This window comes from Pseudopedobacter saltans DSM 12145, assembly GCF_000190735.1.
GTDB lineage: Bacteria > Bacteroidota > Bacteroidia > Sphingobacteriales > Sphingobacteriaceae > Pseudopedobacter > Pseudopedobacter saltans.
This window is the reverse complement of record NC_015177.1, coordinates 4,058,503-4,082,569: the sequence shown is the minus strand read 5'-3', so window position 1 is coordinate 4,082,569 and position 24,067 is coordinate 4,058,503. Positions and strand designations below refer to the sequence as shown.

General features: G+C 36.0%; 12 protein-coding genes and 1 riboswitch. Of the genes, 9 read left to right on the top strand and 3 right to left on the bottom strand.

Going from position 1 to position 24,067, the window contains the following annotated elements:
- Positions 1 to 26 precede the first annotated feature (26 nt).
- Positions 27 to 2,573 carry a DUF5686 and carboxypeptidase-like regulatory domain-containing protein gene (locus PEDSA_RS17175; RefSeq protein WP_013634434.1) on the bottom strand — a complete coding sequence of 849 codons (2,547 nt, stop codon included), beginning with the start codon at positions 2,571 to 2,573 and terminating at the stop codon, positions 27 to 29.
- Between the two features lie 237 nt (positions 2,574 to 2,810).
- Positions 2,811 to 2,924: riboswitch (SAM riboswitch) on the top strand.
- Positions 2,925 to 3,032: 108 nt separating this feature from the next.
- On the opposite strand from PEDSA_RS17175, the gene metH reads away from it, so the two are divergent.
- From metH to PEDSA_RS17145, 6 genes are all read left to right on the top strand, one after another.
- Positions 3,033 to 6,683, top strand: a complete 3,651-nt coding sequence (gene metH, locus PEDSA_RS17170; protein WP_013634433.1) for a methionine synthase — start codon at positions 3,033 to 3,035, stop codon at positions 6,681 to 6,683.
- 40 nt (positions 6,684 to 6,723) lie between these two features.
- A complete protein-coding gene (locus PEDSA_RS17165; protein WP_013634432.1) occupies positions 6,724 to 7,077 on the top strand; it encodes a four helix bundle protein in 354 nt (117 codons plus the stop codon).
- Positions 7,078 to 7,112: 35 nt separating this feature from the next.
- Positions 7,113 to 8,069, top strand: coding sequence for a methylenetetrahydrofolate reductase [NAD(P)H] (gene metF, locus PEDSA_RS17160; RefSeq protein ID WP_013634431.1), 957 nt, complete (start codon positions 7,113 to 7,115; stop codon positions 8,067 to 8,069).
- Between the two features lie 115 nt (positions 8,070 to 8,184).
- Complete coding sequence (locus PEDSA_RS17155) at positions 8,185 to 9,174, top strand: 2-hydroxyacid dehydrogenase (RefSeq protein WP_013634430.1); 990 nt, start codon at positions 8,185 to 8,187, stop codon at positions 9,172 to 9,174.
- A gap of 146 nt (positions 9,175 to 9,320) precedes the next feature.
- Complete coding sequence (locus PEDSA_RS17150) at positions 9,321 to 10,085, top strand: DUF3050 domain-containing protein (protein WP_013634429.1); 765 nt, start codon at positions 9,321 to 9,323, stop codon at positions 10,083 to 10,085.
- A gap of 323 nt (positions 10,086 to 10,408) precedes the next feature.
- Positions 10,409 to 11,500, top strand: coding sequence for a glycoside hydrolase family 88/105 protein (locus PEDSA_RS17145; RefSeq protein ID WP_013634428.1), 1,092 nt, complete (start codon positions 10,409 to 10,411; stop codon positions 11,498 to 11,500).
- A gap of 165 nt (positions 11,501 to 11,665) precedes the next feature.
- Here the strand turns inward: PEDSA_RS17145 and PEDSA_RS17140 are convergent, their stop codons facing one another.
- Together PEDSA_RS17140 and PEDSA_RS17135 are read right to left on the bottom strand one after the other, a co-directional pair.
- Positions 11,666 to 13,180, bottom strand: coding sequence for a sulfatase family protein (locus PEDSA_RS17140; RefSeq protein ID WP_013634427.1), 1,515 nt, complete (start codon positions 13,178 to 13,180; stop codon positions 11,666 to 11,668).
- 120 nt (positions 13,181 to 13,300) lie between these two features.
- Positions 13,301 to 17,257, bottom strand: a complete 3,957-nt coding sequence (locus tag PEDSA_RS17135) for a two-component regulator propeller domain-containing protein (RefSeq protein WP_013634426.1) — start codon at positions 17,255 to 17,257, stop codon at positions 13,301 to 13,303.
- Between the two features lie 669 nt (positions 17,258 to 17,926).
- Here PEDSA_RS17135 and PEDSA_RS17130 point away from each other — a divergent pair.
- From PEDSA_RS17130 to PEDSA_RS17120, 3 genes are read left to right on the top strand one after another with little or no spacing between them, the layout of a single operon-like run.
- Positions 17,927 to 20,863 carry a TonB-dependent receptor gene (locus tag PEDSA_RS17130; protein WP_013634425.1) on the top strand — a complete coding sequence of 979 codons (2,937 nt, stop codon included), beginning with the start codon at positions 17,927 to 17,929 and terminating at the stop codon, positions 20,861 to 20,863.
- 27 nt (positions 20,864 to 20,890) lie between these two features.
- Positions 20,891 to 22,186: a hypothetical protein gene (locus PEDSA_RS17125; RefSeq protein WP_013634424.1), complete on the top strand. Its 1,296-nt coding sequence runs from the start codon at positions 20,891 to 20,893 to the stop codon at positions 22,184 to 22,186.
- A gap of 6 nt (positions 22,187 to 22,192) precedes the next feature.
- Positions 22,193 to 24,058, top strand: coding sequence for a heparinase II/III domain-containing protein (locus tag PEDSA_RS17120; RefSeq protein ID WP_013634423.1), 1,866 nt, complete (start codon positions 22,193 to 22,195; stop codon positions 24,056 to 24,058).
- Positions 24,059 to 24,067 lie beyond the last annotated feature (9 nt).

Below are 24,067 nucleotides of genomic sequence, written 5' to 3'. Positions count from 1 at the left end.
AAAATGTTTATTTGCTTATAAGCTGCTTAAAAATCGAATTTGATGCGAGTTCTAATTCCCCATTCCGAAACTTCCGGATGGTCTAAATAATTAATGCGTTTTACCAGATCGACTCTTAGTACCTTAAAGATATTGGATAAACCCACACTTCCTTCCAGATAAGGTGCCTTGCCTAAACTATTTGTTCTAGATTGTCCGTTATCAAACAATGGAAATTTGTAGGTACCGTCTGAAGTTAAATTGGGATTATTTTCATCACGTAAACCTCCAAATAAGGCCTTAATAGAAACCGCTTCTCTTAATTTAAGATGTTTGATTAAGGGGATTTTGTTTAAAAAGAATCCGTTAAAGCTATGGTCTACAAATACTCCGGCATAGTGATCACTGACAAACTCCAAAAAGTTCATCAGGTTATATGAATACACCTGATAAGCATAGGTTTGATTTGCCCGATGTATACTTAACAACGGAAAGGGTAGTTTTCCAAAAATATAAGATCCTTCCAACCTTACATCAGAGTAACCCAACTGAGACAAATAAAAACGCTTATCAATACTCCCATTTAAATTATGATAGTTATATTCTCCGCCCAATACGTCTTTAAGTCCCAGAGAGTATCTTAAATTAAAAATCGGATACTTATTTACAAAACTCGTTCTGTAAGCTCTACCCTGATAAAATTTCTCATTTGGAGCATATCTCAAGTTAAAAGCGACTTCACTCGTTGTTAGCTTACTAACAAAATCTCCCGATGATGCCTGATAATATAGACCTCCAGCTGGACTTTGCGTCCATTTTTTCAACTGCAAGCCGTAAGAAAAATGATTTTCGAATTCTTTGATATACTCCAGTTTATAGAAATCATTATACAAAAGCATATCGTTCACACCTCTCTTAAAAGACAATAAAATATTGTCTTCCTGTACAAATTGCAATTCCTGCCCCGGAATCTTTGTATCTCGTTGAAAACTGGCTCTTATAAAATGCTGTGGGAATGTATAAATGGATTTATTATTAAAAGCATAAGCTCCGCTTAAATAATATTTTATTTTTTGATCATTAAATCCATAAGCTAGGTAGTTCTCAAAATACCATTTCTTACTGAGTTCGGTTGTAGTTCTACCACCAACGCGTAATCTGAAACCCTCTACATTATTAAAACTATAAAAGGTATTAAAAGGTCCCATGTCATACCCCCCCAGATTTTGATAGCCTGCTATTAACAAAGTCCCATATTTCATAGTCCTTCTGAAAGAGCGGATATTTTGCAGCGAGTCGATATTTTTATAAATACTCAACTGGTTTGATGATATGGTATCCAATCTGTTTTGTTCCCAAAAACCTTCTCCTTTCAGCACTTGTTTAGGCTCAGCGCTGGTAACCTTTTCTTCGATGAAAACACTATCCGGCAGGGGTCTATTAATTGCATAATCTTTATAGGAAACCGTTCTGTCCCCAACAAAACCGAATCCCTTTTCTTTGTTAATGCCAAAATCTACTGATAAATGGCTTTTGCTCAAATTATAATGCCTGTTTTCATCAGCATCAAAATCCAAATCAATATTCATCCCTCGCACAAAGTTCAGGTTGATATCTTTATTTACCGATAAGCGGGCTCTTTTAACGGCATATTTCCCATCCAGCGTAACATAAAGTTTTCCATTGAAAAGCATATCGCCTTTATTTCTGGCAAAGAAAGACAGCTCAACTAGCTTTGGTTCCGTATTTTTAATCGTATCAGTAATAAAATATTTATAGAATGTTGGAGCAGAAGCGGCGATTGGGCTTAAAAAATCGTTACTGATGATAGAGATATTATTTGCATAGATATCAATATCTTCATACATCCTCTTAAAATAGTTCTGTAAGCCTTTATTGTCTACATATCTTTTGTCAAACTCTGCCTGCTTCTCTCCCAGTACTATAATTTTATTAAAATTGGGATTCTTTCTATAAAAATTATCTGTCAGTCGCTCTTCTATATAAACCGGAAGAATATACTTACCTCCAAACTTGCTAGTATCCTGCTCCTGAAATAAAAACTGATAATTTTTAAACAATCTGTTATTTCTGAATTTATCAGAGATGTTATCCATCGAAAAAGTCATTTTCTCGTACTTCCGATAAGATACCGTATTAAGTTCCTTTACTCTGTTATCATCCTTATGGGCAATTACATTTCGTATAAGCTCTACCGCTGGATTTTCCTTATTACTGTATTTTGCTTTGTTCTTTTTAGTAACAACAATCTCCTTAAGTGCCTTGGCGGAAGGTGTCATTAAAACTTCAATTCGTTGTGTTTTACCCACTGCAATGGTCACCAATTTGGTTTCATATCCCATATAAACAAACTTCAGTATATTATATTGGGCGTTGGTAGTACTAATGGTAAAAACACCATCTATATTGGCCTGGGTACCTGCTTGGGTGCCGTTAAAAAAAACATTTGCAAAAGGAATGGTCTCTTTTGTAGTAACATCCTTCACTACTCCGCTAACAATTGTTTTTTGTGCAAAAACACTATTTATTCCAAAAAGACTCAGAAACAATATACCCCAAATATATTTAAACATAGAAGCTCTTTATATAACTCGACAACAGCGATAGATCCCATTTGAAACTAAACGCATTTTTAATATCCAAAAATTCCATGCAATGTTAAGAGAAGTTTTCCTGACTTTTTTAATAAAAACGTCAGGTGTTCTAAAATTTTACAATCGGGAAACATACCTTTAACTGCTTAATGATTTTAGCTTAAAGCTCGTGTCTTAATTATTTGCATTTCACCAAACTATATCGCATCTTTGCATCGCTTATAAAGAAAGACGGAGGGATTAGACCCTACGAAGTCTTAGCAACCTGTGCTTACAAGGTGCTAAATTCTACTTGGGAATATATACAAGAAATCCCGGGACAGATAAGTGAAAGTCATCAATTTCATACAGCCGACTTTTCTAACTAAGCATTAATTAGATTGATAAACAACAACATAGCATTTGGTGGGGTTGTGAATACTGGTTATTTTTACGGATATGGATATCAGGGAAGAATTAAAAAAACGAATTTTGGTTATAGATGGCGCAATGGGCACTATGATTCAGAATTACAAACTTACCGAGCAGGATTTTCGTGGAGAAAGATTTAAAGATCATACTTGCGATGTTAAAGGCAATAACGATTTGCTCAATATCACACGCCCCGATATCATAAAGGCTATACATAAAGAATATTTGCTCGCCGGAGCGGATATTATAGAGACGAACACCTTCAGTACGCAACGCATTTCTATGGCAGACTATCATATGGAAGATCTGTCTTATGAACTAAGTTACGAAGGCGCAAAAATTGCCAAAGAAGTTGCTACAGAAGTTACTGCTTTAAACCCTGATAAACCAAGATTCGTAGCCGGAGCTATTGGCCCAACTAACAGAACATTATCTATTTCGCCAAATGTAAACGACCCTGGTTTTAGAGCCATTTCTTTTGACGAATTGGAATCCGCTTATTACGAACAAGTGAGAGGATTGGTTGATGGCGGCGCCGATTTACTTTTAGTCGAAACCATCTTCGATACATTGAATGCAAAGGCAGCTATATTTGCCATTAAAAAATATGAGCAGGTAATCGGTCGGAAAATAGAGATCATGATTTCGGGTACCATTACCGATGCTTCCGGCCGTACATTATCCGGACAGACAACCGAAGCTTTCTGGAACTCTATGCGCCATGGAGATTTGCTTTCTATCGGCTTAAACTGTGCTTTAGGAGCAAAAGATATGCGTCCATATATACAGGAATTATCAGAATTGGCTGATGTTTTTGTTTCTGCGTATCCAAATGCCGGCTTACCAAATGAATTCGGCCAGTATGATGAAACAGCTGAACAAACCGCTGGTCTTTTAGACGATTTTTTATCTTCCGGCTTCCTGAATATGGTAGGTGGCTGTTGTGGAACAACTCCGCAGCATATAAAAAGAATAGCTGAAACAGCAGCAAAATATACGCCTAGAAAAATAGCGCAACCAGAACGCTGGATGCGTTTGTCTGGTCTTGAGGCGGTAAATATCAAACCCGATAGTATATTCGTAAATATTGGCGAACGTACCAATATCACGGGTTCTCCTAAATTCTCGAAACTTATCCTAAGCGGAGATTACGAGACTGCACTTTCTGTTGCCCGTCAACAGGTAGAAGGTGGCGCTCAGGTTATTGACGTTAACATGGACGAAGGAATGCTGGACTCTGTTGCCGCAATGACTAAATTCCTAAATCTGATAAGTTCAGAACCGGATATTTGTAAAGTACCGGTAATGGTCGATTCGTCCAAATGGGAAGTTATCGAAGCCGGATTGAAATGCTTACAGGGAAAAGGGATCGTTAACTCCATCTCGTTAAAAGAAGGAGAAGAAAAATTTAAAGAATCTGCCAGAAAGATAAAACAATATGGTGCTGCGACAGTAGTTATGGCTTTTGATGAAAAAGGTCAGGCCGATAATTACGAACGCCGCATTGAGATTTGTAAAAGGTCTTATGATATATTGGTTAACGAAGTTAACTTCCCTGCAGAAGACATCATTTTCGACCCGAATATTCTAACAGTCGGTACCGGCTTGGAGGAACACGCTAACTATGCCGTAGATTTTATTAACGCAACACGCTGGATAAAAGAAAATCTACCCTATGCAAAAGTAAGCGGAGGGGTATCAAATATATCATTCTCTTTTAGAGGAAATAATCCAGTAAGAGAGGCTATGCATTCGGCTTTTCTTTTCCACGCCATTAAAGCAGGTTTGGATATGGGTATTGTAAATGCAGGAATGCTGGAAGTTTACGAGGAAATAGAACCAGAACTATTGATTAAAGTAGAAGACGTACTCCTAAACAGAAGACCTGATGCCACAGAAATTTTAGTCGATTTTGCCGAAACGGTAAAAAACAAAGGAAAAGTTATAGTAAAAGATGAGGAATGGCGCAAAGGAACTGTAGAAGAAAGACTTTCTCATGCCCTGGTAAAAGGTATTGTTGCCCATATTGATGAAGATGTAGAAGAAGCTAGACTTAAATATGCCAGGCCGTTAGAAATTATAGAAGGTCCTTTGATGGATGGAATGGGCGTTGTCGGCGATCTTTTTGGTTCCGGAAAGATGTTTTTACCACAGGTGGTAAAATCGGCAAGGGTGATGAAAAAGGCAGTAGCTATTCTACTCCCTTATATAGAAGCAGAAAAAGTAGAAGGTGAAAGCAGTTCGGCTGGTAAAATTTTAATGGCCACTGTAAAGGGAGATGTACATGATATCGGAAAAAATATCGTAGGTGTTGTTCTGGCTTGTAACAACTTCGAGATTATAGATCTTGGCGTAATGGTTCCGGCCACTACCATTTTAGAAGAAGCAAGAAAACATAATGTTGACATTATTGGCTGTAGCGGGCTAATCACCCCGTCTTTAGATGAAATGGTTCACATTGCTAAAGAAATGGAACGCGAAGGATTTAAAATTCCTTTGATGATTGGTGGTGCAACTACGTCCAGAATTCACACTGCAGTAAAAATAGACCCTAATTATAGTGGTCCGGTTATTCACGTTTTAGATGCCTCTAGAAGTGTTACCGTTTGTAGTAACTTATTGAACACCGAAACCAATGCCGAATACAAGCAACAAATAAAAGAGGACTACGCCAAAACCAGAGATAACTATAATAAAAAGCGTGTAGACAAAACGCTGAGAGATATAAAAACGGCTAGAGAAGAGCAGTTTAAGATAGATTGGAACGAAGGATTACCTAAAGTGCCAAATTTTATAGGAACAAAAACTATAGAAGGCTACCCTTTAGAAGAGCTCCTGCCTTATATAGACTGGACTCCTTTCTTCCACGCATGGGAACTACGAGGGGCCTATCCGCGAATCCTGCAAGACGAAACCGTGGGCAAAGAAGCCCAAAAACTTTTTGATGATGCACAAACACTATTAAAAAGAATTATTGAAGAAAAGCTATTAACTGCTAAAGCGGTGTTTGGATTATGGCCTGCTAATAGTAAAGGTGACGATATAGTACTAAATGTGGAAGGAAATGAAACTGTAATCCACACACTAAGGCAACAAAATCAGAAACCGGCTGGCGAACCGTATTACGCATTATCCGATTTCATCGCCCCGGAAAGCACAGGATTACAAGATTATTTCGGAGCCTTTGCAGTTTCTACAGGATTCGGCTGTGATGAGCTGGTCGCAGAATTTGAAAAAGATTTTGACGATTACAATAGCATTATGACCAAGGCTTTAGCTGACAGGCTAGCTGAAGCTTTTGCAGAAAAGCTCCATGAGTTGGTAAGAACCGAATATTGGGGTTATGCCACTCAAGAAAAATTGAGCAACGAAGAATTGATCAAAGAAAAATATCAAGGTATTCGCCCTGCTCCGGGATATCCGGCTTGTCCAGATCATACCGAAAAAGGAACATTATTCAGTATGCTTGATGTTGAAAACAGAATAGGCTTAAAATTAACGGAAAGCTTTGCTATGTATCCAACTGCAGCCGTTAGCGGATACTATTTTGCACATCCTCAATCCAGATACTTCGGAGTTGGAAAAATAGCCAAAGATCAGGTAGAAGATTACGCAAAACGCAAAGGAATGGATTTAGAAACAACAGAAAAATGGTTAAGCCCTAATTTGGGATATTAAAGAGTAATAAGTATCAAGAGTACTTCTATTATTAGAATAAATGCATAATTTCAAAGAGCTTAAAGTTTGGCTACAAGGAATATCACTTTCCAGGTTGATTTTTGAGATCACAAAAGCATTTCCTTCTGAACATAAATTTAGTCTGGATAGCCAAATGTTCAGATCCGCAATTTCTATTCCTTCAAATATTGCAGAAGGATGTAGTAGAAAGTCGGAAAAGGATTTCAGACGCTTTTTAGATATAGCATTAGGCTCTTCTTTCGAATTAGAAACACAAATAATTATAGCTAAAGAGGTTGATTTAGTAACACAGGAACAGTACTCCGAATTAATTTACAAAACAGCAGAAATTCAAAAAATGCTTAATGGACTTATCAAGTGTCTTAATTCTTGATACCTGATACTAAAAATCTTTATACTTGTAAAAAAATGAAAATCACCGATCATATAAAAAACGCTAACGGAAAAACTCTGTTTTCTTTCGAGTTACTTCCTCCCGCTAAGGGCCAGAGCATCCAGTGGATTTATGATGCCATTGAGCCTTTATTAGATTTCAAACCGCCTTTTATCGATGTAACTTCATTAAGAGAAGACTATATCTACAAACAAAAGGATAATGGTTTATTAGAAAAACTTTCTTATAGAAAAAGACCCGGAACTATTGCAATCTGTGCCGCAATTCTAAATAAATACAAGGTAGATGCGGTGCCCCACCTGATATGCGGCGGCTTTACCAAGGACGAAACCGAGAATGCTTTAATCGATCTTCAGTTCCTGGGTATAGACAACGTATTGGTATTAAGAGGTGATGCCCGAAAAGCTGATGGTTCTTTTATACCTACACCAAACGGACATGCTTATGCCTCCGATCTTTTACAACAGGTAAAGAATCACAACGCTGGGAAATTTTTACATGAGGATATAGAGGTTGAATACAAAAGCGACTTTTGTGTTGGGGTAGCGGGATATCCGGAGAAACATTTTGAGGCTCCAAACATGGAAACCGATTTTAGATACTTAAAGCAAAAGGTAGATATGGGTGCAGATTTCATTGTAACGCAAATGTTCTTCGATAATCAAAAATATTTTGACTTTGTAAACAAATGCCGCGAGCATGGCATAAATATCCCTATTATTCCAGGATTAAAGCCTATTAGCGCATTAAGTCAACTTATAAATCTTCCTAAGATATTCCACATTGATTTACCACAAGATTTAGTTGAAGCAGTGCAAAGCTGTAAAACAACAAAAGACGTAAAACAGATAGGTACCGAATTTATGATACAGCAATGTAAAGAACTGATTAAATTTGGCGCGCCGGTACTTCACTTTTACACAATGGGCAGACCTGAGCAAACAAGACAAATTGCCGAAGCTGTGTTCTAACATATAAAGGCTGTTTGTAAACAGCCTTTTTTGTTTGTGACAAAAATCACTTCAGTTACCATTATAATTGAAGATTTTTGGATATTTAACTTTTAACATCAACACACTCCTGATCATGAGAATCGCCTTTTTTAGCTCAAAATCATACGACAAAGAATATTTTAAGAAATATGCTCGTAACTATAACCATGATATCATCTTCTTCGAAACTGCTTTAACCGAAAAAACAGCCAATCTTACAGAAGGTTGCGAAGCTGTATGCGTATTTGTTAATGATAAAGTTGACAAAGAGACTATCGCTATTCTATCTAAACTGGGTGTAAAGGGCATTTTATTGCGTTGCGCCGGTTATAATAATATAGATCTTGAAGCGGCGAAAGAACATCATATTAAAGTTTTACGTGTACCTGCCTATTCTCCCGAAGCAGTTGCCGAGCATTCTTTGGCATTAATCATGACGCTAAACCGTAAAACGCATAAAGCTTTTAACCGTGTGCGGGAGAATAATTTTTCCATTGAACACTTAGTGGGTTTCAACTTATTTGAGAAAACTGTTGGACTAATAGGAACAGGTCTAATCGGACAAGCCTTCGCAAAAATCATGTTAGGCTTAGGCTGTAAAGTTATTGCATTTGATGTTTATGAAAATGAAAGTCTAAAAAAATTAGGTATAAACTATTTACCTCTAGATGAGGTATTTGAACAAGCAGATATTATTTCTTTACACTGTCCCCTAACACCGGAGACTAAATACATCATTAACAAAGAGAACATCTCTAAGATGAAAGATGGTGTAATGATTATCAATACTTCCCGAGGAGCTTTAATTAATACCAAAGATGTTATTGGTGGATTAAAATCTCAAAAAATTGGCTACTTAGGTTTAGATGTTTACGAACAGGAAGAAGATATATTCTTCAGAGATCTTTCTGAAAGTGTTTTAAAAGACGAAACCATTTCCAGACTAATGAGCTTTCCTAATGTTTTAATTACTAGTCATCAGGGTTTCTTTACTAAGGAAGCTTTGGGACAGATAGCCACAGTCACTTTAAATAATGCGACAGTACTAGAAAATGGTGAGGTTTTATTAAATGAAGTCTTATAATTCCCTTTATCAAGATCTTATATTGAAAACCGAGGCTTAGCAAAGTCTCGGTTTTTTTATTTGTCGTTTAGTAAAAAAATAGCTGTCATTTATTTTATCAAAGTTCATTGTACTACCTTTGCCTTATCATTAAATAGTCAAAAACAATGAGGAAGATAGAGGAAATAAATGCTGCGATAGCTATAGAAAGAGGGATTTTATTAAATCATCCATTATATCATAAAATTAATAATGTTTATGGCTTACAAAAGTTTATGGAAGGTCATGTGTATGCTGTTTGGGATTTCATGTCTCTATTAAAAGCGCTACAACAACGCCTAACCTGTATCACTGTTCCTTGGTTTGCTTCTCCGTTTCCTACTACACGTTATCTGATTAACGAAATTGTTCTTGCCGAAGAATCTGATGAGTATATAGATGGTCGCAGACTAAGCCATTTCGAGATGTATTTAGACGCGATGGAAAGCTTAGAAGCAGACACGACCATGTTACAAAGTTTTCTTCTGCAGGTACGTGTCTCTGACAATATATTGCACACGATTGACAAAAGTGATTTACCTTTAAAAATAAAAGAGTTTTTGTCTTTCACTTTTCATGTGATTATTAACGGTAAAACACATGAAATCGCAGCTGCTTTTACTTTTGGCAGGGAAGATTTAATTCCAGATATGTTCACCAGCATATTAACAGAAATACAAACTAACTTCCCTCATTCCAATTTGGAAAAACTGATCTATTATTTTGAAAGACATATAGAATTGGACGCAGATGAACATGGACCACTTGCAATGAAGATGATATTAGAGCTTTGCGAAGATGATGATGAAAAATGGCAGGAAGTTATCGCCATTTCTAAAACAGCCCTAGAGAAAAGAAAATTATTATGGGATGCTATTGAGGAATCTTTGTAGATGTTTTTTCAATGACATAACATCCTAACGGAGATATTGTTAGGAAGGGAGGGGGGGGGGGGAACATTACACTTATTCCTATTTTTTCGATTTATATCAAAAACAATTCCTCCAAAAATAATAATATAGCAAACATTATCACTGTCGGTAAAATTACATCAGTCATTCTTTCCGTTCTTGGCATATCATCTGAAGAAGAAGTAGGAGTATTGAGATAAGGATCACTTCTTAGACAAGTTATCTTTAGTTTTTCGCTTTTAAAGAACACTGTATTATCTTTGGATAAGAATTTAATAAATAAACAACCAATTAAAAAACCACAAATGACTAATAAGACGCTTTTATTGGCTATAATATTTTCTTTTTTTTATAGCATTCCATTTTGTAAATCTCAAAACAAAAAAGACTACAGTCTTATAAACAAGGTAGTTGAATGGCAAATTAAAAATTTTCCAGATACAAGTGGGCCAAAAGCAGGTTGGGTACATGCTGCATTTTACCGAGGTCTCATCGAATGGGGCGAATATCAAAAATCAGATAAAATTGATCGTTTTCTCCTTGACTTAGGCCAAAGTCTAAATTGGAATATGTTAGACAGAGTATACGATGCTGATGACTTATGTATTGGCCAAACTTACATCAAACTTTATGAAAGACACAAAAAACCAGAGATGATAAAAGCTGTCGTAGACAGAGTTCAATTCATCATGGACCACCCATTAAATGAATCGCTTCGAACCGTGAATAATAAACCTAACAGAGAACGTTGGGGGTGGTGTGATGCTTTATTTATGGCACCTCCTGTGTATGCTCAACTCTATAAACTGAATAAGGATAAAAAGTTTCTCGATTTCTGTTTCTCCGAATATAAAGTCACTTGCGACTCTTTGTACAACAAAAACGAGCATCTATTTATTCGCGATCTGCGTTTTATTAATGCCAAAGAAGATAATGGGAAACCTTTGTTCTGGAGCAGAGGAAACGGCTGGGTATATTCTGGATTAACATTTATGCTCAACAACGTTCCGAAATCACATCCTAGTTACAATTATTATTTAAATTTATACAAGGAAATGTCTGAAACCATTATTAAGTGTTATGATAAGAATGGATCTTGGCATGCTAGCATGTTCGATTTAGACAGTTATCCACAACCTGAAAACAGCGCTTCTGGCTTCTTTGTACATGGATTGGCATGGGGAATAAATAAAGGGATATTAGATAAGAAAAAATATAAGCCTATTGTTTATAAAACCTGGAATGCATTAAAATCACATGTAAATGAAGACGGCAAATTAGGTTATGTACAGTCTATAGGTCATGCTCCAAAAGCAGTTACCAAAGACTCTGCCGCTCCATATGGAGTTGGCGCTTTTCTTTTAGCAGCCACAGAAGTTATGAAATTGAGTAATTAGTTTATTTCCCGATATTACTATTAGAGCAATATCGGGTTTTTCTTTACTCCAATTGAATAATAGACCTCTCACAGAATTACCATAACGCCAACCAAAATAAAATTAACTTCAGTTTTGACATCCAGATATTCAAATGTCACTTTAATATATGATGGTCGATCAAATTTATGGCTTCGGAAAAACTCTGCTTTTCCCTTCTAGGCGAGGATATGTCTCCCAAACCTCTGCATACGCTCCTATTCTTATATCCTTTGTTTCTTGAAGTTTGTTATTAAGCATTTTTTTCATTTCATAAAGGATTTTAGTATATCGCTTTTCCGACGCCAAGTTGGTCATACAATCTTCATCATTCCTTATATCAAAAAGCTCAAATTCTGGCCTTTTAGAAGTAGCTGATTTAAAATACTTTTCAACAGCAGGATCTTTATAGTTTTCCAACAAATACTCTTTAGACGGAGCATCATCGATATCATAATAAGCCTGGTGTGCCTTTGCTAATTTTCCATTTTTTATTTCGGTAGGATCTCCCGCTGGCCAACGCTCAGGCTCATAATTATGTATCAACAAATAATTTTCTGTTCGAATACACCGCATTGGATACCCTTTATTTTCAAATCTTGAAAACGAATGGCGTTCTCTCCCAGCAAATACCATCTTTTGAGGATGATGCTTAACCCCTTTTAATAGCGGCAATAAACTCGTTCCACTGTATTTTATTTTTGAATTTATACCTATCACATCCATTAATGTTGGCGCAACATCAACCAAACTGACCAATTCGTCTATCACCTGCTGAGGTTTTATATTGTTACCCCAACAAATAGCAAGAGGAACGTGAATACCGGCGTCATAACAGTTTGCTTTGGCTTTCGGAAAAGCCATACCGTTATCCGCAGTTACTATCACTATGGTATTATCGAATAAACCTCTATTTTTTAATTCATTGATACATTTCATTATATGAGAATCGAACCACTGAACTTCCACAGCAAAATCAAGTAAATCCCCTCTAACAATTTCATTATCTGGTAAAAAACCAGGAACTACAGCATTACTTAGGTTTAAATTTTCCTTAGTCCAAGACATATTCTCGAAAGGACGGTGAGGCTCTAAAGTACCCAACCAGAAACAAAAAGGCTGTCCTTCCTTCCGCTTATCTAAAAAATCCTTAAAATTAGCAGTATAATCAATATTAGAAATCCCTGAATGAGGTGGCTCTAACTTAAGCTGGTTATATTCTGGCCCTGCAGGGTTAGTTATTCTATCAGAAACGGTCCAATCACCCGGTCCCCATCCTTTACCCGTATAGCCTGTGTGGTATCCTGTTTCTTTTAAGATATCAGGGTATACTTTAAATTCCTTAGGAAATGAACTGGCATGTGTTCCTGCTTCTTTCAATTCCCATGGATATAAACCCGTCAATATACTTGCTCGAGAAGGGCTACATCCGGGAGACGTAACAAATGCATTTTTAAATAGTGCTCCTTTATTGGCAACATAATCAAAACCAGGTGTAGAAATCATTTTATTGCCATATGCTGATGCATACGGGTAGGATAAGTCATCAGCAATAATAAAAAGAACATTTGGCCTACTCTGCACTTGGGATGCTGATACAGAATTATATCCAACCAACAGGACTGAAAGCGAGATTACTATATCTTTTATTTTATTTATCATAAATCTTAAGATTTTAATTATTCACTTTTGATACGTACTATTTGCGTGTTTAAGTGCTTTCCCTGAATTATGAGTGTAAATAAAGTTTAAGAAATCAGAAGCATTTTAAATCTGTTCTGCTTAGACAGCATGAACACCCACTTTTTTATTTTTAGCATATTTTTTTGGAGTGATACCATACTGACTCTTAAAGCATCGGCAAAAATAACGTTGTTCTGAATAACCAACCAGTTCACTAACCTCTGAAACGGGCTTATCAGTCAACTCCAAAAGATTTGCTGCTCTCTTCATTCTGATATTCCTAATCAAATCGATGGGAGCCATATTACAGATTTCCCATACTTTTCGGTATAAAGTAGATCGGCTTATATATAATTTACTAGCGAGAATATCCACATTAAAGTCTACATTGGAAATGTTGTCCTCAATCACTTCTGTCACTCCTACAATAAATTTATCATCATCAGAAGTTATAAGAACTTCTTTCGGATTGACAATTAGTTCCTTTCTCAAATGCTCCTTAATAGCTGCCCTTGTTTCGTTCAACTGATCGATACGCGTTTCAAGTGTAGCTATATCAAACGGCTTAGCCATAAATATATCAGCTCCAGATTCATATGCTCTAGATTCAACATCTGTATTAGTCAATGAAGATATAAATATCACTGGTATGACCGACAAAAACTGATGTGATTTAATTTGACGACAGATATCGAATTTTCCCTCCTCTTCTTTTATCATATCACATATAACCAGTAAAGGAGGTTTATCCAACATTGGTTTTATTCCCTCAGATTCAGAAATAATATGTACGTCAAACCGATTAGCAAATATGTTTTTAATAAACAAATCTATTTCCTGATCTCCCTCAATCAAATAAACAAGAGGAAGTGATTTAATAGATACATACGGATGATCGACAATTGGCTTCAGAGAAGCACCTATTGGCAATAATGAAACAGGTTTACTATTATCCAATGATTTAATTTCCTTTTGAGTATAGTGCGAGCTACCCAAAGAAAGACCGAATGTATAGCTAAGTACCGTGTCATTTTCCTTTTTGCTGATACGTAACTCACCATGGTGCAACTTTATATAATCATAAGCGATAGAAAAACGGGTATTTAAATTACTTATGTTCGTTTCTATATTTTTTTCCCCTATGGCTACGATGCTAATTTTGAATTTATAATCTTTAGAGTCTAATATGCAAATTATATCTATGTGCCCATTGTTGGAAGTATAAGAAATAGCGTCTTCTAATATATTATATAAAGCTATTTCTATCTTGGTTACATCAATATATACGGTAACCGAATCTATATTTGAATCAAATGAATATGTTATGTGCTTAGCCTTCATTTGATCTGTAAATAATGTAAAAATGCCGTTAATAACTGGTAATATATCCACTTTAGAGAGTTGCAAATCACTCGGCCCAGAGGATTTTTTCTTAAAATCAACTAAATATGAAACTTGATCAGACAATTTCGATACACTTTCTGACATTGTGTACAACATTTGTTTAATCTCTGTTTCATGTAGTTGATCATACTTTTTAAGTAAGTACTGTAAAGGAGCATAAATAAGTGTTAACGGTACTTTAAAGCCGTAAGAAAGATTAGTATAATAATCGATCTTCCATTTGTTAAGAGCTTCTCTCCGTCTGAGTATAAACTTTAGTTTATAAATTCTAACAATCAAAATCGTTATTCCTATTAAAATGCTAGCGTATATTAAATATGCCCACCAGCTTTTCCATGGGGAGGTTTTGATAGTAATTGCTATAGATTTAACGTTATCTAGCCAAATACCGGATGCGTTGGTTGATTTAACTTTAAATATGTAGTTACCTGCTTCTAAGTTGGAATACGACGCAAAGTGCTTTGAGGCGTCGGTTATGATCCAATCTTTGTCATAGCCTTCAAGCATATAAGCATATTCTATCATCATAGGCTCTTTGTAATACATGGAGCTAAACCTCAGCGTAAACTGATTATCGCGATGTGAAAGAATAATCTTTCCCGAGCTATTTATTTCTTTGGATTCATACTGAGGGTTATTTAACATCCTGGTATTCATAACCTCAACATCCGAGATATTTATTTTATGCTGATAAGTATCAAACTGCAGTTTAGTCGGATTGAAGAAATTCAATCCATTTACCCCTCCTATAAATATTTCGCCTGTTTGATTAACTTCCTTACCTAAAACGTACCACGTTTTAACGATATCCTCAGCAACGTTAAGCTCGTAATAATATATCGTGTCATTTGAATTGATTTTATAAATACCTCGCAACCCTACTGCCCATATGTTGCCAAGTAGATCCTGAATGATACCTCCTATGTAAACATTCTTGCGAGAATATGGAAACTCTACTTTTTCGAACTCGCCTTTATCGTCTTTATAACGATATAACCCGTTAGATGTACCAACCCACATACGATTAGTTTGATCGATAAATATTGTGGTAATCCAAGTATCGCCAAATTGCTTTTTAGGATATAGGTGAATATTTTTAATACGAAAATTTTTATCCAGTTCCAACGAGTATAAACCATCATTATCCGATGAAATCCACAAGTTACCTTTTGCATCACGAACTATTGCTCTGTAATGGGGCGTTATAGTTGGCGGAAAAATAACTCTAGTAAAATCGCCATTAAAAGTATTAATAACGCCGACACTTTCTGAAAATGCTATCCAAATATTTTGTTGTTGATCCCTGAATCCCGAACGTACATACCTCATACCATACGTATTCAGCGTATCACTTAGCTTCTTGTCATCATAAAAAGATTTTCTTTTTGTGTCAAAAAATTTGATAGTATTTTTTGTTCCAACTAATAAAGTGTCCCCCCTATATTTTGTGAGGTATTGTATTTTGTTGTTAGCTATTAAATTATTTTTATTCCTCAAATCCATGTATGGAGTGAAAGTATAATTTTGTTCGTTCTTCCACGTAAGTTGGTTGATGCCATTTGATGTAGCTAACCACAATACATCTTTACTATCATGGTAGATTGAGGATATAATGTTGCTAGATGGGACGTTGTGTTTGTTGATACTAAATTTAACAGTATGAAAACTGCGCTTATCCTTTCCATCATATAAAAAGAGACCATCTAATGTACAAATCCAAACATTGTTATCATTGTCTTCATGAATATCGAAAACAGTGTTTTTTAAATCACTTTCTCTTGACTCATCTATTAAGAGCTTGCTTTTAAAAATAAAAGTTCCATCTTCCTTTCGTTCAAAAACAGATATTCCCAACCCTCTTGTCCCAACCCATACTTGATTTTCATACCCAAAAATAGATAGAGCCTCATGATTAAATGCAATATGACTCATTCCTGCCATACCTTTTTTAGATACGGCATGATAATTTCCATACAGAATTTCCTCCGCGCGACAAACCCAAATGTTATTATATTTATCAAAGAATATCTTCGCTATACGGTTACCCCTATACAGATTTTCAATATTCATCTTTCCATTTGCCTCAATACTAATGGTTGATAATCCTGATTCCGTCCCTACCCATATTTTCTTATTTTTATCAGTGACCATACAAATGATATGATTGTCTAATATGTTTTTATGCATCAACAACCTATTGATAAATTTCCAGGAATGATCAAACAGAAAGATATCATTATTAGTAGCTACAATCCTATATTTATCATTTGAACAGTAGGATACAATGTTTTTTCCGGCCAAAAACTCAGAGCATATCTTACTTTTATTTTGAATATAATCATAGCTAAACAATCCATTATTAGACCCAATGTAAAGCTTATTACCTTCACGTTTAACGAAATTTATATAGATTCCATCTTTAATAACCCTTTCATACGGCAATGCTGCATATCCATCAAATCGACTTATGCCTCTATTGGTTCCCAACCACATAAAACCTAAGGAATCTTGCACAATAGAAGTAACAGTGGTATGTGGTAATGCTACTTTTAAACCTCCGAGTTGTACGTTTTGAGAACGACCACAAAATGGCCATAAAAGTCCAGCTAAAATAAGTAGTAATAAAGGCGGTTTAATGGTTTTATATTTCATACTTAATCTTATTTTTTAGAGCCCAACACAATAAGCTGGCTTTTCGATAAGGTAAATTATTCTTTCGATCAACTAAATTCTAGATGTCACGCCTATTTATAGCTTTTGGAAACAGTGGTTTTATGGCTTATGGTTAATTTAGTTAGTGCTTCTTTGTCAACCTTCAAAATCTCCATCTTGCGGTAGGCATAACACTTACCAAAATTTTTGACGATACAAATAGCGATTAAAAGTTCTTTTCGTTATTTGAATTTAAAAATATAAAAAAAGACAGTCATTAGCAAAAGCAACTCTTGAAAATGAAGCAATAAAAACTTTTATTTCGCTATCGTCAACAAGTCAATTTGGTATTTTTTCGGTCTTTTCTTTATTACATCAACATCCTCCGCTACCCAAAGCTAGTTCCTACTCCTGGCACCCGTTCTTGAGCTTAATATCAATCTCCTTTATCGGATTTTATGTAATTGTCAAGGCAACAACGGCCTTTTTAGACCAAAAAAACTGGGCAGGCAAAAAATTGGCTTGACCTAAATGTATACATATTTGAATAGATATATCCCATTTTATAATAACAAAAACAATAAAGAACTATTTTTTGCACTTTTTTTAAGCCTCCTTTAAAAGACCTGCAAACTATATTTGATTAACAATTATAATATCTAAAAATTCATGAAAGCAAAACTATTAATGTTATCACTCTTATCATTGATAACTGTGAAGCTTGTCGCACAGACCGCGACGGTCACCGGAGTTGTTACAGATGGTGACACTAAGGACTTCCTTATAGGTGCTACTGTAGCCGTCAAAGGGACAACAAAAGGAACTATTACCAATGCAAATGGAGGTTATACCTTGTTTGCGCCAGCAGGTAAGCAAACCATTCAATTCTCTTTTATTGGTTACCAAACACAAGAATTTGTGGTGGATCTTAAGGCTAATGAGGTCAAAAAAATCGACTTAGTGTTAAATCCTAATGGGCGTCAGTTAAACGAGGTAGTTGTAAGCGCTCAGGTAAAAGGGCAAACAGCTGCTATTAAGAAACAATTAAATGCAACAGGTATTATCAATGCAGTTTCGGAAGAAAAATTACGTGAGCTACCCGATGTTAACGTCGCTGATGCTGTTGGGCGTTTACCTGGATTGATGATCCAGCGTGATGGAGGTGAAGGTCAAAAGATCATCATCAGGGGTTTGGATCCGAAATATAACACGATAGCGATCAACGGGATGAATGCTCCATCTACCAGCAGTACAGATCGCAGTACTGACTTAAACATGATTTCACCAGAAATGATCGCCGGTGCGGAAGTAATGAAAGCAAGTACAGCTGATAAAGACGCCGATGGATTGGGAGGTACAGTTAACCTGATATTAAAAGACGCGTCAAGCGGTTTTAAATTAAATGTTTCAGGAGAATCAGGGTATCATTCTCAAATAGATGGTATTGGTCGTTATAAAGGAAATATCTTTGCAAGTAACCGTTTCTTAAATGATCGTCTTGGTGTAATTTTCACAGCGAGTGCAGATAAAACGGATCGTAGTAATGACACATTTAGAGGGAATTATGACGTTAGTGGAAATGCTCCTACGGAAGGTCTTAATTATACAATGCCTTGGCTAAGAACCACTCGTTTACAGTCCAATCTTGAGAAAAGAGAACGCTATAATGCTAATATAAATATGGACTGGAATCTGGGAAACGGTTCTAAAATTAAAATGTCTAACCTCTTTAGCAGAATGAATCGCGATCGTGATGTACGTGAAAAAAGATATGACTTTAATGGCAACTACCTGAGATTCAACCAAACTGACATAGAGTTTAATACTACCAACATTACCAATATGCTACAAGGTGAATTTAATCTTTTAAATTCTACTTTAGAAGTCGGAGCTGGACGTAGCAACTCTAACTCTAAAACTCCTTACAGCCACGACTTGCAGTTTAGAATAAACTCACCTTTTACAGTACCAATTAGCTCGCTTTTATATTTACCGCCTTATTTAGCTGTAAGTCCTCAATTTGTAGATGAAACCCCTCTTTCGAAGTACTATATGTATGAAGGGTATTTTAATACGGAAGCAGCAAAGGAAACAGAATATAGTGCTTGGTTAGATTGGAAAAAACCATTCACTGTTAATGACCTAATAAGCGGTTACATTAAATTTGGTGGAAAATACCGCCAAAAAGATAGGTCTTTAGTAACCTCACAATATTATGGTCGTATGGACCTAAGAGAGGGACTGAATGTAATAAATGCAAACATGCCTGATCTTGAGAAGTCTACATTTAAGAATTTAATAGGTATTCAGAACTTCATTGACACAGGTTTCAAACCACATACTTACTTAAATGACAAATACGATGATTTGAACTTTAACTTCGCTTTAGATCATAATGCTATGAGAAACTTCTATAACGTGAATAGAAGTATTTATCAATCTACCCCTTCTTCAACTTTACAAAATGATTACGATGGACACGAAGAAATGTTGGCCGAGTATATTATGAGTGAAATCAACTTTGGAAAATTGGTAACGTTCATCCCAGGTGTACGTCATGACCATTCTTATTTACGCTATCAGGCTTACAGCGGTCAAAATGTTCCGGAAAGTGAAACAAGTCATTTCGAGGCAGATTTTGAAAAAACTTCCGACTCAGAGAAATTTGGCTATTGGTTACCACAAATGCATTTACGTGTAAAACCAATCCAATGGATGGATGTTAGATTAGCCTATACTAAAACATTATCTAGACCCGATTATAACTTACTCGCACCTAGGACAATAATTAAACCAACGTCTAGTGATGTTACCTGGAGCAGAACAAATCTAAAACCTGCGCTTTCAACAAACTACGATTTGATACTATCTTTTTATCGACCAGATTGGGGCTTGTTCACAGTTGGTGGTTTCTATAAAAACATTAAAAACTTTATTTACACACGTTCCGCGTATTTGTTAAATGGTACCGTAACAGATCCTACAAACTTTGACGGACTTTATCCTGAACTTGCAGGCTTTAACATCAATTACCCTTTAAATAGCCCTAATGATGCCACAATCAAAGGCTTAGAGTTTGATCTTCAAATACAATTTCGTAAGCTAGATAATTTCCTGAGAGGGGTAGTACTAAGTACAAACTTATCATTTATGGACTCAAAAATGGACTATTTCGAAACTTTGAAGGGAAGAATAGCCAATCCTGATTATGTGCAAGGGGGAACTGAAAAGCCTTTTCTACCTGTCAATTCTGAGGTTACTTACACCGATAAATTATTAAACCAACCTTCTTTACTTTTCAATGTGTCATTGGGATATGATTATAAGAAATTCTCGGGAAGGGTATCATGTAATTATCAAGACGGAGTGCTTATTTCAGAACAACATCGTCCAGATGCAGCTGACGTAGAATCGACAAGAGCTTTTACGAAGTGGGATGCACAACTTAAATACACCCTATCTAAAAAGTTATCGCTTTACGGAACGTTATCAAACTTCACAATGTCATCGGATAGAAAACGTCGCAATGTAACTGACTATCCTACATCAACTGAGTTTTATGGCTCAGCTGCGTACTTGGGCTTTAGATATGACATTTTCAGATAATTTGATCTTAATATAAACTATAATATTATGAAAAGTATTAAAATTAATTTGGTTGCAATTGGGATAGGCTTGTTGTCTATCTCGCTAACCAGTTGCGAAAAAGAAAACACTTTAACCCTTCAAGATTTTCCCGACATTTCAATAGATCCGGGAAACAATCCGGGAAAGGAAATTATTGTAGAACCAGATAACGGTATAGACCGTGTCAATTCATTGACTAAAGCAATCACAGAAAACGGTGATGGCACCTATATTTTACGCCGAGGAGGAGTGTATTATTTTGAAGGAAATAATACCATTAGAAGTAATGTAACTATCAAGTCAGAAGATGCGGAAGAAGGTAATTTAGCACAACTTCAACCATTAGCCGATGCTAATGGGGCAGTCTCTACCAACATGGTTCTTATTGAGAAAAACGTTACGCTAGAAAATGTCTATATCAATGCTGTTGATGCGGCTACAAATAAAGTTCCAGACCGCGTATTGGTTGCAAATCAGCCTAACTTAACATTAACACTAAAAAATTGCTTTGTTGATAATGTCAGACAAGCTCTTTTCCGTCTTAACACCGTAGGAAACAAAGTGCTTATTGATAATTGTACTATTAGAAACACAGCAAATTCAACCAGCCCCGATAATGGGCGTATAGTAGATACCCGTGCTAATAACCAGGAAAGTATTGTGATTAACAATAGTTATGTGTATTGCCAAACAGACAGGATTGTTAGATTTGACAATTCCGGCACAGCACATTACGCTTTAACGAACAATACTTTTTTTAATATCGGAAGACATATAGAAATCAATTATGCAATAGATGTCCTTATTGAGAACAATATCTTTGCTGATTGCGGCTGGAAATTAACAAGCTCACCAGGTGTATTATGGGATGTAGCTATGGCGAACGAAGCAAACGATCCTCGTGTTAAAAATGCTAAAATTATTATCCGTAACAACAACATATTTTACGAGCCAACACTCTCTAATATGTTGAAGAACTATCCTAACTTCCAACTCCGTACTGGCCTTTCGGCAGATGCAATCAAAATGAAAAATGACGGTCGCTTTATAGAAGAAAATAATTTCTCTGAAGTGTTGACCTTTGATTATGCGCCTCCTTTGCCTACTGCTTATTGGAAATTATTTTTTGATAAAGGAGGTTCGTCTTCTATGGGTGATGCTAGTGGTTTGCCGTTTGCTGTTGATGAAGATGGTAAAGAAGGTATAGTTTTTGGAAAAACTTACACATTTAATTATCCTGCTAATACAATATCAGCTATAGCATCTACTACTGGTGGTCCTATCGGAGCGAGGCTTAAATAAACTTACATGAAGAAACTGTTTTTAATAATTCTGACGACTCTGTGTGTTTCCTGTGCCCATACAAAGAGCAATTCTGCATCATTAAAGCATCCATACTTAGTTATGGATGCACAAACAGAAAAAGATATCAGAAAGGTAATAAGCTCGGATAAAATGTGGCGGGATTATCATGGCCTAATGATTGAAGGTGCCGACTCTATTTTGTCGGTACCTATATTGGACCGAGTCGTTACTGGAAGAAGGATGTTGGGTGTCTCTCGTGAATGTCTTCGTAGAGTGCTACTCCTTGGCTATGCCTACAGAATGACTGGACAAGGAAAATATGCACAACGGGCCGAGGCTGAAATGAAAAACGCCGCACAGTTTACTGACTGGAACCCTTCCCATTTTCTCGATGTGGCTGAAATGACCACAGCGTTAGCGATTGGATATGATTGGCTTTACAACTATATAAGTGATGAAACTAAAAAAAATGTAGCAGAGGCAATCGAGCTTAAAGGATTGCGACCATCGTTTAAGAAAGAATACTATGACCATTGGTTAGATAATCGTAATAATTGGAATCAAGTTTGTAACGCTGGGATGACTTTAGGCGCATTAGCTATTTACGACAGAATACCAAAACTTGCAGATTCAATTGTAAATCGAGCGGTAGAAAAGGTTAAATTACCAATGAGCATCTATTCCCCTAACGGTGCTTACTCCGAAGGCTATAGTTATTGGGCTTTCGGTACAACCTATAATATATTATTAATAGAGGCCCTAAAATCGGTAAAGGGTACCGACTATGGCTTAACGCAAATGCCTGGCTTTCTAAAAACAGGTAATTTCATTCAAAATATGATACTTGGCGATGGCAAATCTTTCAACTATGGAGATTGTAATAGTTCAGGACGCATGTATCCTCCAATGTTCTGGTTTGCAAAACAAACAAAAAACACCAATATCCTATGGGGAGATAAGTACTTCCTTTCAAATGCTTCCAAAAGTAATATTATAGATTATCGGTATGGAGTCTATGCTATAATATGGGGTTCACAGATAAAACTGGATAATATACAAACGCCACGTGAAAAAATGTGGGTTTCTGCCACATCTGAACAGCCTGTAGCTATAATGCGCACTAATTGGAATTTCAACAAAGGCTTATCCGCAGCTATCAAAGGCGGTACGGCTCAGACAGGACACACCCATCTGGATGTTGGTTCGTTCATTATAACAGAGCAGAATATACGTTGGGCTATGGACTTTGGACCTCAAGATTATGATTCAATAGAAAAATTGGGTATGAACTTATGGGGCCGAAAACAAGATTCTGATAGATGGAAGATTTTTAGATACAACAACCAGGCACACAACACTTTAACATTTAACAATCAACTTCAAAACGTAGAAAATCACGCATCAATTACCGAATCAGGTAATAAAACCAACTTTATGTATGCTGTTTTAGATATGAGCGCTGTATATGAAAATCAGGTGGCTAACGTAAAACGTGGGATGGCACTGGTAGATGAAAAGTATTTCGTCATAAGGGATGAAATTAAAGCATTGAATAAACCAACCACTGTGCGCTGGAATATGCTGACTGAGGCTACTCCAAAGATTTTAGATGACCATACTATCCAGCTTTCCATACAAGGAAAAAAATTATTACTTAAAGTAGAGTCTTCTGCTAAATTTTCTCTAAAAACATGGAGTACTACATCTCCAAACAGTTATGATGAGGCAAACCCAAACACCACATTTGTTGGTTTTGAAGCTTATTTAACTCCTGGAGCAGAGGAAAACCTCCAAGTTAAGTTAATACCTGAAGAGCATCGCTCGAACGTCCAAGAAATACAACAATTGAAAAATTGGAAAAATTATTAAAACTAATTA